The 13,654-nt window shown below is 73.3% G+C and carries 11 protein-coding genes; 8 read left to right on the top strand and 3 right to left on the bottom strand.

What is annotated here, in order from left to right:
• Positions 1 to 6 precede the first annotated feature (6 nt).
• From M3673_RS11450 to M3673_RS11420, 7 genes are all read left to right on the top strand, one after another.
• Positions 7 to 918, top strand: a complete 912-nt coding sequence (locus tag M3673_RS11450) for a glycosyltransferase (protein ID WP_251533774.1) — start codon at positions 7 to 9, stop codon at positions 916 to 918.
• Positions 915 to 1,877: a glycosyltransferase family 2 protein gene (locus M3673_RS11445; RefSeq protein WP_251533772.1), complete on the top strand. Its 963-nt coding sequence runs from the start codon at positions 915 to 917 to the stop codon at positions 1,875 to 1,877. Before M3673_RS11450 ends, M3673_RS11445 begins: the two co-directional genes overlap by 4 nt.
• Before the next feature lie 6 nt (positions 1,878 to 1,883).
• On the top strand, positions 1,884 to 3,074 hold the full coding sequence (gene glf / locus M3673_RS11440) for a UDP-galactopyranose mutase (RefSeq protein WP_251533770.1): 1,191 nt from the start codon (positions 1,884 to 1,886) through the stop codon (positions 3,072 to 3,074).
• Positions 3,071 to 5,131: a glycosyltransferase gene (locus tag M3673_RS11435; RefSeq protein ID WP_251533769.1), complete on the top strand. Its 2,061-nt coding sequence runs from the start codon at positions 3,071 to 3,073 to the stop codon at positions 5,129 to 5,131. Before glf ends, M3673_RS11435 begins: the two co-directional genes overlap by 4 nt.
• Entirely contained in the window at positions 5,113 to 6,042 is a 930-nt protein-coding gene (locus tag M3673_RS11430; protein WP_235557561.1) for an ABC transporter permease, read from the top strand. Before M3673_RS11435 ends, M3673_RS11430 begins: the two co-directional genes overlap by 19 nt.
• Positions 6,039 to 6,821, top strand: a complete 783-nt coding sequence (locus tag M3673_RS11425) for an ABC transporter ATP-binding protein (protein WP_056863947.1) — start codon at positions 6,039 to 6,041, stop codon at positions 6,819 to 6,821. Before M3673_RS11430 ends, M3673_RS11425 begins: the two co-directional genes overlap by 4 nt.
• 205 nt (positions 6,822 to 7,026) lie before the next feature.
• Positions 7,027 to 9,930 carry an FG-GAP-like repeat-containing protein gene (locus tag M3673_RS11420; RefSeq protein WP_251533768.1) on the top strand — a complete coding sequence of 968 codons (2,904 nt, stop codon included), beginning with the start codon at positions 7,027 to 7,029 and terminating at the stop codon, positions 9,928 to 9,930.
• On the opposite strand, the gene M3673_RS11415 is transcribed toward M3673_RS11420, so the two are convergent.
• Positions 9,912 to 10,670 (bottom strand): TIGR03089 family protein, encoded by a 759-nt coding sequence (locus tag M3673_RS11415; protein ID WP_251533767.1) that lies wholly within the window; start codon positions 10,668 to 10,670, stop codon positions 9,912 to 9,914. The genes M3673_RS11420 and M3673_RS11415 overlap by 19 nt on opposite strands.
• Positions 10,671 to 10,728: 58 nt before the next feature.
• On the opposite strand from M3673_RS11415, the gene M3673_RS11410 reads away from it, so the two are divergent.
• Entirely contained in the window at positions 10,729 to 11,853 is a 1,125-nt protein-coding gene (locus tag M3673_RS11410; RefSeq protein WP_251533765.1) for a mannose-1-phosphate guanylyltransferase, read from the top strand.
• Positions 11,854 to 11,868: 15 nt separating this feature from the next.
• Here the strand turns inward: M3673_RS11410 and M3673_RS11405 are convergent, their stop codons facing one another.
• On the bottom strand, positions 11,869 to 12,615 hold the full coding sequence (locus M3673_RS11405; protein ID WP_056863951.1) for a DUF3105 domain-containing protein: 747 nt from the start codon (positions 12,613 to 12,615) through the stop codon (positions 11,869 to 11,871).
• 82 nt (positions 12,616 to 12,697) lie between these two features.
• Positions 12,698 to 13,642 carry a coenzyme F420-0:L-glutamate ligase gene (gene cofE, locus M3673_RS11400; RefSeq protein WP_251533763.1) on the bottom strand — a complete coding sequence of 315 codons (945 nt, stop codon included), beginning with the start codon at positions 13,640 to 13,642 and terminating at the stop codon, positions 12,698 to 12,700.
• Between the last annotated feature and the right edge of the window lie 12 nt (positions 13,643 to 13,654).

Genomic DNA, 13,654 nt, shown 5'->3' with positions numbered 1-13,654 from the left:
ACCTCCGTGCCCGAGACCCCCGCCCCCCGTGTCGTGGCGGTCGTCGTCACCTTCAACCGCCTCGCGCTGCTGCGGGACCTGGTCGACCGGCTGGCCCAGGTGCCGGGCCTGGCGCAGGTCCTGGTGGTCGACAACGCCTCCACCGACGGCACCGGCGCCTGGCTGGCCGGGCGCGAGGACGTGCGCGCCCGCACGCTGGAGGACAACCGCGGCGGCGCCGGCGGCTTCCACGACGGCCTGGCCTGGGCGCTCGAGGAGGGCGCCGACCTGGTCTGGCTGATGGACGACGACGGCCTGCCCGACGTCGAGGCGCTGCCGCTGCTGCTCGAGCACCGCGACCTTGACTTCTGGGGTCCGGTCGTGGCCGCCCACGACGACCCGCGCCGCCTGGTCTTCCCGATCCGTCTGCCCGGCGGCACCCGGGTGGTCCACGCCATGGACGACGTCGAGGCCGCCGCCACCGACGGCCTGCTGCCTGACGTGGTCATCCCCTTCAACGGCGTGCTGGTGACCCGCGCGCTGGTGGAGCGCATCGGTCTGCCCCGCGCGGAGTTCTTCATCTGGGGCGACGACGTGGAGTACCTGTGGCGCGCCCGGCGCGCCGGTGCGCGCGTGGCGACCGTCGTCGGGGCGCGGGTCCTGCACCCCGCGACCGATGCGCTCGGCACCCCGATGGCCTTCGGTCGCACGACGTACAACCACAGCCCGAGCGACCTGAAGCACTACTGCATGGCGCGCAACAACCTTCTCAACCTGCGCGACTACCGTGGCTGGCCGCACGCGCTGGCCTTCGTGGCCAAGACGGTGTGGTTCTACTCCCTCACCCGCCCGCAGCCGGGGCGGCTGCTGCTGAGCGCGCGGGCGATGCTCGCCGGGCTGCGCGGCGACTTCACCGGACACCGGAGGTACCTGTCGTGACCACCCCGTCCCACTCCTCCAGCGCGTCCGGCCGGCCCGGCCCGCCCGCCGAGAGCGTGGCGGTGGTGGTGGTCACCTACAACCGTGCCGAGCTCCTCGTCGGCATGCTGCGGGGGCTGGCCGCGCAGGAGCGCCGTCCCGACGCGATCGTGGTCGTCGACAACGCCAGCACCGACGCCACGGCCGACGTGCTCGCGGGCGCCGGCGCCGACCTGCCGGGCCTCGCGCCGCTCACGGTCGTGCGCAGCGAGGAGAACCTCGGGGGCGCCGGCGGCTTCCACCTCGGGCTGCGCACCGCCCACGCCCTGGGCCACGACCGGTTCTGGCTGATGGACGACGACGTCGTGCCCGCGCCCGACTGCCTGGCGGTGATGATGGCCGTCGACGAGGACTGCCTCGCCGCGGTGCGCGAGGACTCCTCCGGGCGGCTGTGCGAGAAGGCCGCGCTGCGCTTCGACCTGACCCGTCCGTGGGCGGTGAAGCCCAAGACGGCGATGGTGGAGACGACGTACGGCACCCGTGCGGCGATGCCGGAGCGGGTGGAGGTGGAGAACGTCGCCTTCGAGGGCTTCATGGTGCGGCGCCGCGTCGTCGACCGGATCGGGCTGCCCGACCCGTCGTACTTCATCTTCTACGACGACGTCGACTACGCGCTGCGGGCCCGGGAGGCGGGTGCGCACATCTGGGCGCTGCGCGACGCGGTGCTCGTGCGCCAGCTCGACTTCGACCAGCAGCACGACCTGGCCGGGTGGAAGGGCTTCTACATGTACCGCAACCTCTTCGTCGTGCACCTGCGCTACGGCGAGAACGCCCTCGTGCGGGCCAAGCCGTGGCTGGTGACCCTCGGCGTCGTGCTGCTCAGCCCCCTGCGCGGCGGACGGGCGGAGGCCCGCAACGTGATCCGTGCCATGCGCGCCGCGCGTGGGATGCGGGCCCGGCCCTCGTCGTCCGTAGACTGACCGATCGTGTCGACACCTGATCACTCCCAGCCCGACCTCGTCGTCGTCGGCTCCGGCTTCTTCGGCCTGACCGTCGCCGAGCGCTGCGCCCGCGAGCTCGACCTCAAGGTCCTCGTCCTCGAGCGCCGTGACCACATCGGCGGCAACGCCTACAGCGAGATCGACCCCGAGACGGGCATCGAGGTGCACAAGTACGGCACCCACCTCTTCCACACCTCCAACGAGCGGGTGTGGGAGTACGTCAACCGCTTCACCGACTTCACCGGCTACCAGCACCGCGTCTTCGCGCGCTACCAGGGCCAGGTCTACTCCTTCCCGATGAACCTCGGGCTGATCAACCAGTTCTTCGGCAAGGACCTCAGCCCCGACGAGGCCCGCGCGCTCATCGCCGAGCAGGCCAGCGAGATCGACACCGCCGAGGCGACCAACCTCGAGGAGAAGGCGATCAGCCTCATCGGGCGCCCGCTCTACGAGGCCTTCGTCAAGGGCTACACCGCCAAGCAGTGGCAGACCGACCCGACGCAGCTCAGCGCCGACATCATCACGCGGCTGCCGGTGCGCTACACCTTCGACAACCGCTACTTCAACGACACCCACGAGGGCCTGCCCGTCGACGGCTACACCGCGTGGCTGACCCGGATGGCCGACCACCCGAACATCGAGGTGCGCCTGTCCACCGACTGGTTCGACGTGCAGGACGAGTACAAGGGCAAGGTCCCCGTCGTCTACACCGGACCCGTCGACGAGTACTTCGACAACGTCGAGGGCCGCCTGTCGTGGCGCACCATCGACCTCGAGGCCGAGACCCTCGACGTCGACGACTACCAGGGCACCGGCGTGGTCAACGCCAACGACGAGCACCTGCCCTACACCCGCACGCTGGAGTTCAAGCACCTCCACCCCGAGCGGACCTACCTGCCCGGCAAGACCATCGTCGTGCACGAGTACTCCCGCTTCGCCGAGGAGGGCGACGAGCCCTACTACCCGGTCAACACCGCCGAGGACCGCGCGAAGCTGCTCGCCTACCGCGACCTGGCCAAGGCCGAGCCGATGGTCCTCTTCGGAGGCCGGCTCGGCACCTACAAGTACCTCGACATGCACATGGCCATCGGCTCCGCGCTGTCGATGGTCGACAACAAGCTCGCGCCGCACTTCTCCGAGGGTGCGCCGCTGACGAGCGGAGGAGTGGACGCATGAGCACCACCACGGGCACCACCACGGGCACGACCCCCACCACCGCCTCGACCGCCGCGGCGGGCGGGGCCGGCACCAGCACCCGGCTGCTGATGCGCCAGGTCCTGCCGCTCGACGGCGACCTCGACGTGCTGCCGCTCTACGTCGACACCGAGCCCGCCGTCCTCGACGCCGACAAGTACGAGATCGGCACCAACCGCAACGCGCGCGAGCTCAACGCCGCGTCGATGCGACAGAGCACCCGCTCCGGGCGCCGGCTGCACCCCGACCAGATCGAGTCGCGCACCGCGCTGCGGGTCACCAGCGGGGAGTCGCTGTCCTTCGGCACCTACTTCAACGCCTTCCCCGCCAGCTACTGGCGGCGCTGGAGCGTCGTGTCGGCGGTGCGCCTGACCGTGCGCCTGCGTGGTCGTGGCGCCAGCCTGGTCGTCTACAAGTCGATGGCCCGCGGCAACTCCCAGCGCGTCGACGCGGTCACCACCGGTGACCAGGACGGCGGCACCTTCAGCTTCGACCTGACCCTCAAGCCCTTCGTCGACGGCGGCTGGTACTGGTACGACGTGCTCGCCGGCGACGACGACGTGGTCGTCGAGTCGGCCGAGTGGACCGCCGAGGTGCCCGCCGAGCGCGCGCAGCACGGCACCGTCGACATCGCCATCACCACCATGAACCGCCCCGACTTCTGCGCCGAGCTGCTCGTGCAGATCGGCGAGGACGACGCGCTGCGCCCGCTGCTCGACGAGGTGCTCGTCATGGAGCAGGGCACCGACCTGGTCAGCGACTCCGAGCACTTCCCCGCGGCACGCGAGGCCCTCGGCGACACCCTGCGGGTCATCGAGCAGGGCAACCTGGGCGGCTCGGGCGGCTACGCCCGGGGCCAGCTGGAGTCGGTGCGCAAGGGCACCGCGACCTACACGATGATGATGGACGACGACGTCGTCTGCGAGCCCGAGGGCATCGTCCGCGCGGTCACCTTCGGCGACCTGGCCCGCCGGCCCACCATCGTGGGCGGCCACATGTTCAACATCTACTCCCGCTCGCGGCTGCACAGCTTCGGCGAGATCGTGCAGCCGTGGCGCTTCTGGTGGCAGTCGGCGCCGGGCGTCTTCCACGACTGGGACTTCGCCGCGCGCAACCTGCGCTCCTCGCGCTGGCTGCACCAGCGCATCGACGTCGACTTCAACGGCTGGTTCATGTGCCTCGTGCCCCGCCAGGTGCTCGAGGAGGTCGGCCTCTCGCTCCCGCTGTTCCTCAAGTGGGACGACTCGGAGTTCGGGCTGCGCGCCAAGAAGGCGGGCTACCCCACGGTCACGTTCCCCGGGGCGGCCGTGTGGCACGTGCCGTGGTCGGACAAGAACGACGCCCTCGACTGGCAGTCCTACTTCCACTACCGCAACCGCCTGGTGGCGGCCCTGCTGCACTCGCCGTACCCCAAGGGCGGGCGGATGGTGCGCGAGAGCCTCAACCACCAGATCGCGCACCTGGTCTCGATGCAGTACTCCACCGCAGAGCTGCGGCTGCGGGCCCTCGAGGACGTCTTCGCCGGCCCCGAGGCCCTGCACGCGCAGCTGGCCACGAAGCTGCCCGAGGTGCGGGCCTTCGTGAAGCAGTTCCCCGACGCCCAGCTCGAGGTCGACCCCGACGCCTTCCCCTCCGTGCGCCGGCAGAAGCCGCCGCGCAAGGGCCGCGACGACACCGGCGTGCCCGGTCGCAAGGCGACGCTGCTGGCGGCCGCGCTCATGCCGCTGCGCCAGCTGCGCCCGGTGCGCGAGCTCTCGCGGCGCCACCCGGAGGCGGAGGTGCCGGCGATGGACGCCAAGTGGTACCGCCTGGCCAAGTACGACTCCGCGGTCGTGTCGATGAACGACGGCACGTCGGCGGCCTTCTACCAGCGCGACCCCGAGCGCTTCCGCGACCTCATGAAGCGCACGCTGGAGAGCCACGACCGGCTGCGCCGCGAGTGGCCGCGCCTGGCCGAGGAGTACCGCGCCTCGCTCGGTGCGATCACCTCCCCGGAGGCGTGGGAGGAGACCCTGCGGCCGTGGCGCGGGACGAGATGAGCGAGGCCTCCTCGACGGGCGCCGCGCTCGAGGAGCCGCGCCCGCACCGTCGGGTCGACGCCGACCTCGCCCCTCCGACCGCGCGGTCGGGGCTGCTGGGGGTCTTCCAGAACCGCTACCTGCTGCGCCTGCTGGTGCGACGCGAGATCAGCGCCCGCTACTCCGGGTCGTTCCTGGGCCTGCTGTGGTCCTACATCAACCCGCTCAGCCAGTTCCTCATCTACTACTTCATCCTGGGCAAGCTGCTCGACCGCGGCACCGAGAACTTCGCGGTGCACGTCTTCTCGGCGCTCATCGTCGTGCACTTCTTCATCGAGACGTTCAACGCCGGCACCCGGTCGATCGTGCGCAACAAGTCGCTGGTGCGGAAGATGGCGCTGCCGCGCGAGATGTTCCCCGTGGCCTCGATGCTGGTCTCGCTCTACCACGTGGCCCCGCAGGTCGTGATCCTCTTCGTCGTCTGCCTGTTCTACGGCTGGGTGCCCGATCCGATGGTGCCGGTCGCGCTGGCGCTGGCGCTGGGCATCATCATGCTGCTGGCGACGGCGCTCGCGCTGCTCTTCAGCGTGGCCAACGTCTACTTCCGCGACTTCGCCAGCGTGGTCAGCATCCTGACCAACTTCGTGCGCTTCGGCGTGCCGATGATCTACCCCTACGCCGTCGTGGAGGAGCGGTTCGGCTCCTTCGCGCAGTACTACATGCTCAACCCGCTCGCCGAGGCCGTGCTGCTGGTGCAGCGCGCCTTCTGGGTCGGCACCACGCAGGACCCGACCGCCACCGCGGCCACCGAGCTGCCCGACCACCTCTTCACCCGCGGCCTGGCCATGGTGGGGGTCTCGCTCGTGGTGCTGGTCATCGCCCAGCTGGTCTTCACCCGCCTGGAGAACAAGATCCCGGAGCGCCTGAATTGAGCTACCCCGCCGACACCTCCATCGTGGTCGACCAGGCCACCAAGTCCTTCACGCTGCGCTACCACCGCACGTTCAAGCAGGTCACGGTGGCCATGCTCAAGGGCCACCAGGTCAGCGACACCTTCCAGGCCGTCGACGACGTCTCCTTCACCGTCGAGCAGGGCGAGTCGGTGGGCCTGATGGGTCTCAACGGCTCGGGCAAGTCCACGCTGCTGAAGATGATCAACGGCGTGATGAAGCCCGACTCCGGGCGGGTGCTGACGCGGGGCCGGATCGCGGGGCTGATCGCCACCGGCGCCGGCTTCCACCCGCAGCTCACCGGCCGGGAGAACGTCTACCTCAACGCCGCCGTGCTGGGCATGACCGAGCGTGAGACGGCCCGCAAGTTCGACGACATCGTGGAGTTCGCCGACATCGGGCGCCACCTCGACTCCCCGGTCGGCAACTACTCCTCGGGGCAGTTCGCCCGGCTGGGCTTCGCGGTCGCGGTGCACGTCGACTCCGACATCTTCCTGGCCGACGAGGTGCTGGCGGTGGGGGACAAGCCCTTCAAGAAGAAGTGCCTCGAGCGCATGCAGGAGATCCGCGACTCCGGTCGCACGCTGCTCTACGTCAGCCACGCCGCGTCGTCGGTGCGCAAGATGTGCGACCGGGTGATCGTGCTGGAGAGCGGCAAGGTCGGCTACGACGGCGAGGTCGGGCCCGGCATCAAGTACCTCAAGTACGACGCCGGCACCGACGAGGAGGAGCAGGACGAGGAGCTCGGCGCCGACATCTGAGCCCCGCGACACGAACCCCCGCAGCCCCCGGGCTGCGGGGGTTCGTGCCGTCCGGGGCAGGTGCGACGACTTGACAAATCTCGGATCGACCGGCGTGTCGAGTGGAAATTACAGCGTTGTAGTTACTCACTTCCCGTGGCGTGCCCCTGTGACGCGTGTGAAAGTTGCGCACCGTGTGAACTTCCCCGCGCACTGGAGTACCCCCATGTCACCCAGCAGGTCCCGCTTCGTCACCCTCTGCCAGCAGCTGCTGGCCCTCGGGGTGGTGCTCGCCGTGCTCACCCCCGCCGCCAGCGTCATCAGCCTCGACGTCGTGCGTCAGGCCCCCGAGGGCAGCCGCGCCGCGGGCCTCACCGGCCCCGCGCTGCTGACCCCGCCGCGCACGGCGGCGGCCAGCGACCTCGCGGCGTACGCCCGGGGCGCCCAGGAGGCCACCGCGGTGCCCACGGCTCCCGTCGACCCCGACGTGCGCGAGTACGCCCTGACCCCGCCGGCCGGCAGCAGCGCCCGCGCGGGCACGCTCGCCGCCCGGGCGGCGCAGGGCCCCGCCGGCACCCGGATCACCAGCGCGCCGCAGCGCGTCACCGGCTACGGCGCCGTCGGCGTCACCTGGCAGCACGGCGAGCAGGTCGACGAGGACGAGCTGGCCCTCGTGGTGCGGACCCGCACCGACGGCCGCTGGGGGGCCTGGAGCGACCTGGAGTACCACGACGACCACGGGCCCGACCCCGACAGCGCCGAGGCGCGGCGGGCCCGCCCGGGCACCGACCCGGTGCTGGTGGGCACGGTCGACGAGGTGCAGGTGCGCGTCGACGTGGCCCGCGGCACGGCCGCGCCCGACGACATGAGCCTGGCCGTCATCGACCCCGGCGAGGCCGCCGACACCGTCGCCGAGCGCCCCGCGCTCGACACCTCCACCCTGGACGGCCCCGCCACCCCGGGTGACGCCGCGCCCGCGCCCGAGACGGCCGGGGCCGCGGGGGAGGAGCAGCTGGCGCTCAGCGCGGCGGAGGCGACCCCGCGCCCGCAGATCTTCTCCCGGGCCCAGTGGGGCGCCGACGAGCGGATGCGCTCGGCCTCCTCGCTGCGCTACGGCGAGGTGCACGCCGGCTTCGTGCACCACACCGTCAACGCCAACGACTACACCCGCGAGCAGGTGCCGGCGCTGATCCGCGGCATCTACGCCTACCACACGCGCTCGCAGGGCTGGTCCGACATCGGCTACAACTACCTCGTCGACCGCTTCGGCCGGATCTGGGAGGGCCGCTACGGCGGCATCGACCGGGCCGTCGTCGGTGCCCACACCCTGGGCTACAACGACTACTCCTTCGCGATGTCGGCCATCGGCAACTACGACGTCGCCCAGCCCTCGCAGGCCGTGGTGCAGGCCTACGGCGCGCTCTTCGCCTGGAAGCTCTCGCTGCACGGCGTCGACGCCTCCTCGGGCTCCCAGCAGGTCGGCTCCAAGCGCTTCCCGGCGATCAACGGCCACCGCGACGCCGGGTCGACGGCCTGCCCCGGTCGCTACCTCTACGCCCGGCTGCCCGAGATCCGGCGGCTGGCCGCCGCGACGCAGACCGGCTTCGCGGGCCGACAGCTCGCCTCCAACCTCGCCGACACTGCCCACCCCGACGTGGTGCTGCGCCGGGCCTCCGACGGCCGGCTCCTCGTGCTGCCCACCGGCGGGCTGACCCGCCTGGCCAAGCCCCGCGCCGTGGCCGGCGACTGGAGCTCGGTCGACGCGGTGGTGGCCTCGCCCGACCTCACCGGCGACGGTCTGGCCGACCTCGTGGCGCGCTCGGCCGACGGCACGACCGGCGTGCGCGCGGGCGACGGGGCGGGCGGGTTCGCCGCGGCTCCCCGGTCGCTGACGGCTCTGGCCGGCCACGACCTGCTCACCGCGGCCGGCGACCTCGACGGCGACGGTCGTGCCGACCTGCTCGCGCGCCAGGACACCACCGGGCGCCTCGACGCCTTCCTGGGCAACGGGGCCGGCGGCTTCCGGCGCGTCGACACCGGTCTCGCGCTCGCCGCGAGCGACCTGCTCGCCGCCCCCGGCGACCTCGACGGCGACGGCGTGGCCGACCTGGTCGTCCGCGACGCCGCCGGGTCGGCGACGCTGCACCGCGGGGTGCGGTCCGGCACCGGTGCGGTGTCCTTCGCGGCCGCCACCCGCCTCGCGGGCGACTGGAGCCGCTGGGACGTTGTCACCGCGGCCGGCGACTGGAACCGCGACGGTCGCGCCGACCTGCTGGTGCGCCGCGCCGGCGGTGCCGGCTTCGTGATGCCCTCGCGCGGCGACGGCGGCTTCGGCCACGTGCTCGGCCCGGTCGACCGGGTGGCCGGCCTCGACGGGATCGTCTCGGGCGCCAGCCTCACCGGCGACGCCGCGCCCGACGTCCTCGCCCGCCGCGGCGATGCCCTGGTCGTCCTGGCCAACCCGGGCACGGTCGACACCGCCCCGCTCGTCGACACCGGCGTCCGGGTGCCCGGCGCCGACGCGGTGATGAACGTGGGCGACTGGGACGGCGACGGCCTGGGTGACGTGGTCGTGCGCAACGCCGCCACCGGGGTGCTCATGCTGCGCCGCGGCGACGGCCAGGGCCGTCTCGGCAAGGCGTTGCGGATCGGCACCGGCTTCAAGGACGTCGGGCTCCTGGCCGCCGTGGGCGACACCACCGGCGACGGCCGCCCCGACCTCATGGGCCAGCCGCGCGGCGGGTCGATGCGCATCTACCCCGGGGCCGGGCTCGACGGCCTCGGCGAGAGCTACGTGGCGCGCAGCGCGATCACGGCCACCCAGCAGGTCGGCGCCGGGCTGTGGGACGCCGACGGCGCTCCCGACAGCCTGCTGCGCAACGGCTCACGGCTGACGCTCTACCCCGGCAACGGGCCCGGCGGGCTCACCGACCCCCGCACGCTGGGACTCGACGTCACGGCGTACGACTGGGTCGTCGGCGTGAGCGACGTCGGCCTCACCGGCCACCCCGACCTCGTCGTGCGCGAGAAGCGGACCGGCTACCTGTGGCTGCTGCGCGCCAGCGCCGACGGGTTCGAGCCCCGCCGCTTCCTCGCCGAGGGGATGGGCGACTACGACCTGGCGGGGTGACGCGTCGAGGTGCGCTCCGCGGCCGCCACGGCCGCGAGCCGCTCCTCGGCACCACCCACGACCAGGACCAGCGAGCCGCGGCGCGCGAGCGGCTCGGTGAAGGTGACGATCCCCGGTGGGGAAGCCGGGTTCGTCACCGAGAGGAGGCGGCCGCCGTCAGGGAGTGCACTCCCGGCGGCGGCCGCTCTCCACAGCTCGCCCTGCGTGACCGGGGCGCCCGACCCGACCAGGGCGGCGTCGTCGGCCTGGGCGGGGTCCCAGGCGACGAAGGAGTCGGGCTGCGACCAGACGTCCACGCCGACGTCGTGGACCCCGGCCGGGAGCGGGTCGGCGAAGCGGACCCCCATCGGGCGCAGCGAGCAGGCCAGCACCGGCACCTCGTCGGCGTGGACCGCCCAGCGCTCCAGCCCCGCCGGACCGCAGACGACCGCGTCGGCGGGACCGTCGCCGGTGAGGTCCACGGCGAGGCCGACGTTCCAGGCCGCGCCGAGGAGCACCGGCGTCAGCCAGTGGGCCGGCAGGTCGACCCGCAGCACCTGTCCCCGCTCGAGGTCGTGCTCCTCGACCAGCAGCGAGGACACCTTCGCGACCCAGTTGGCGTACGTCGTGACCGACAGCTCCACGCGCTCACCCGGGTGCTGGTCGGGCCCGTCGCCCGGGCGCTCGTCGTAGTAGGTCAGCAGCGGACGGCCCGGCTCGTGGCGCAGCAGGTCGCTCAGCAGGGCGGCGAAGGTGGTCACCCGGTCCAGCCTAGGCACCGGGGCCGGTGACCTCGGCCACGCCCTAGGGTGAGGCCCCATGAGCGCCCCGGGCACCGACGTGCCGAGCACGCCCCCTGCACCCCTCGACCACTTCTGGGCGGTGGTGCCCGCCGGTGGTGCCGGCACCCGGCTGTGGCCCCTGTCCCGCGCCGCGGCGCCGAAGTTCCTGCGCGACCTGCGCGGCCAGGGGCGCACGCTGCTCCAGGAGACCGTCGACCGGCTCGAGCCGCTCGCCGAGGACCGCTTCGTCGTCGTCACCGGCGCCGCCCACCGGGCGGCGGTGGTGCGCCAGCTCCCGCAGGTGGCCGCCGAGGCCGTGCTCGCCGAGCCGACGCCGCGCGACTCGATGGCCGCGATCGGCCTGGCGGCCGCGCTGCTGGAGCGCGCCGACCCCGACGCGGTGATGGGCTCCTTCGCCGCCGACCACGTCATCACCGAGCCCGACGTCTTCGCCGCCGTGGTCACCACCGCGGTCGAGGTGGCCCGCGACGGCTGGCTGGTGACCATCGGCATCGAGCCGACCCACCCGTCCTCGGCCTTCGGCTACGTGCAGCAGGGCGAGGACCTCGAGGGCCACCCCGGCGCGGCACGGGTGGCCTCCTTCGTGGAGAAGCCCTCGCCCGAGGTCGCGGCCGGCTACCTCGCGAGCGGCGGCTACCGGTGGAACGCCGGCATGTTCGTCGTCCGCCCCGGTGTGCTGCTGGACCTGCTGGCGCAGTGGCACCCGCAGTTCGCCGCCGACCTGCGCGCGATCGCCGCCGACGGCTCGCGTCTGGAGGAGCTGTGGCCGGGCCTGCCCCGCATCGCGGTCGACCACGCCGTGGCCGAGCCCGCGGCCGCGGCGGGCCGGGTGGCGACGGTGCCCGCCGGCTTCGGCTGGGAGGACGTGGGCGACTTCGACTCCCTCGCCGCGCTGCTCGGCGCCGACGGTGCCGACGCGGCGACGGGGCCCGTGGTGCTGGGCGACGCCTCGCTCGTGGAGGCCGTGGACAGCACCGGCCTGGTGGTGCCCTCGGGTCGGCTGGTCGCGGTCGTCGGGCTCGACGACGTGGTCGTCGTCGACACTCCCGACGCCCTGCTGGTGACCACGCGGGCCCGGGCCCAGGAGGTCAAGGCGGTCGTGGCCGCCCTCACCGAGTCCGGCCGGACCCGGCTGACCTGAGCGCGCGGCCCCGGGTCACATGCCGTTGGGCTCGGGGCTGTCGAAGTAGGGGTACTCGACCATGAAGGCGTCGAGCGCGGCGCCGCTGGGGCCCGAGCAGTACTGGAAGGCGCCGACCTGCTTGGTCGTGTCGGTCTCGCCTTGGCCGCCGGCCGACCAGTGGGTGAAGGCGACGTGCGCGTCGTCGGGGAAGGCGTCGCCGTCCTCGGAGGTCCAGGGCGCGGCGATGAACTTGTCGCGCTGGTTGCTGGTGCCCTCGTACTTGTCGGCGATCGCGCGGATCTCGGTCATCGCCTCGTCGTCGTCGGCGATGGTCTCGTCGTACCAGAGGATCGTGTAGCCGTGCTCGAGGTTGTGCACCAGGGCCTCGAGGGCGGGGCGGTCGTCGGTGTAGACCTTGCGCGACATGGTGGCTGGGGCCTCGCCCGCGATGTTCCAGTGGGCGCCGAAGGCCGGGGGGCTGGTCTTGTAGTCGACCGTGGTGCCGTCGGGCACGTGGTCCTGGACGCCGTCGGCCTTCTTCGTGGTCACGTCGGTGCAGGCCGAGGCGGGCGCGCCGATCTCGGAGACCGCGAGGTCGGCGTACTCCCGCTTGTCGAGCCACCCGGTGACGGGGCCCCACACGGCGGCACCGATGAGGGCCAGGGCGATCGCGGCGCAGACACCGACGATGACGAAGCCCTGGCGCTTCTCGGCGCCCTTCTGGGACTTGCGGATCGCGTCGATCTTCGCCTGGCGGTCTGTCTTGGCGGGCTTGGCCACGGTGCTGGTGTCCCTCGGTGCTCGGAGTGCGGGTGCGCGGGTCGGTGCGGGTCCCCCTCTCGGGTGAGCCTGCCGGGTGAGTCTACGGACCCTGCGGGCGCAGGTGGGCCTCGGCGGCCCGATCGTCACCGAGCGGTGACCCCGGCGGCTCCACCAGCCAGCCGTGGGCGAAGGCGAGGGCGGCCAGGGCGGGGTGGGCCGGCGCGCGCAGGCCTCCGTCGGGACCGGGACGCGGCCGTCGGCCGGTGACGAGCCCGACGGCGTCGGCCAGCTCCTCGGCGGTGGCCGGAGCCCCGAAGGGAGCCCGGTCGGCCGGGTCGCCGGCCAGGGCCCGCACCACCGCCTCGCGGGCGCCGAACCCGAAGAGGTCGCCGCCCTCGGGACGCACCAGCGTGCGGGCACCCGGGCCGTGGTCGTCCGGGGGGAGGACGAGGTCGGCCCGGCCGCGCACCACGGCCACCGGACGGGCGCCGAGCTTGCCCTGCGCCAGCTCCGCGGCGCCGGCGATCTCGTCGGCGACCGCGGGCAGCGTGACGGCCAGCTCGTTGCCGTGGGCGTCCACGCGCCCGGCGTAGTCCTCGGCGACGCGCAGGCCGGCCGCCCCCACCGCGATGTCGGTCTGCCCCTCGCGCCAGGCGCGGCCGGCGGTGTCGGTGACGACCACGGCCACGTTGCGGCCCGAGCGGCGCCGGACCTCCTCGCGCAGGCCGCGCGCCGAGCGGTCGGGGTCGAGGGGGAGCAGCACGACCGAGCCGCGCGCGACGTTGGAGGCGTCCACCCCGGCCGCGGCCATGGTCAGCCCGTGGCGGGTCCGCACGATGCGGGTCGGGCCACGACGTGCGACCACCCGCACGGTCTCCTCGGCCACGGCCTCCTCGCGCCCGCCGACGCGCACCCGGCCCTCGGCCTTGCTGACGACCTTGCTGGTGACGACCAGGACGTCGCCGTCCTGCAGCGCGACCAGGGGCAGCAGCAGTCCGACGAGGTCGTCGCCCGCCCCGACCTCGGGCACGCCGTCGGGGGCCACGACGCTCAGGGC

Source organism: Nocardioides sp. P86 (assembly GCF_023712465.1).
Lineage (GTDB): Bacteria > Actinomycetota > Actinomycetes > Propionibacteriales > Nocardioidaceae > Nocardioides > Nocardioides kribbensis.
The sequence above is the reverse complement of the archived record's forward strand: the minus strand, read 5'-3'. Positions and strand labels throughout refer to the sequence as shown.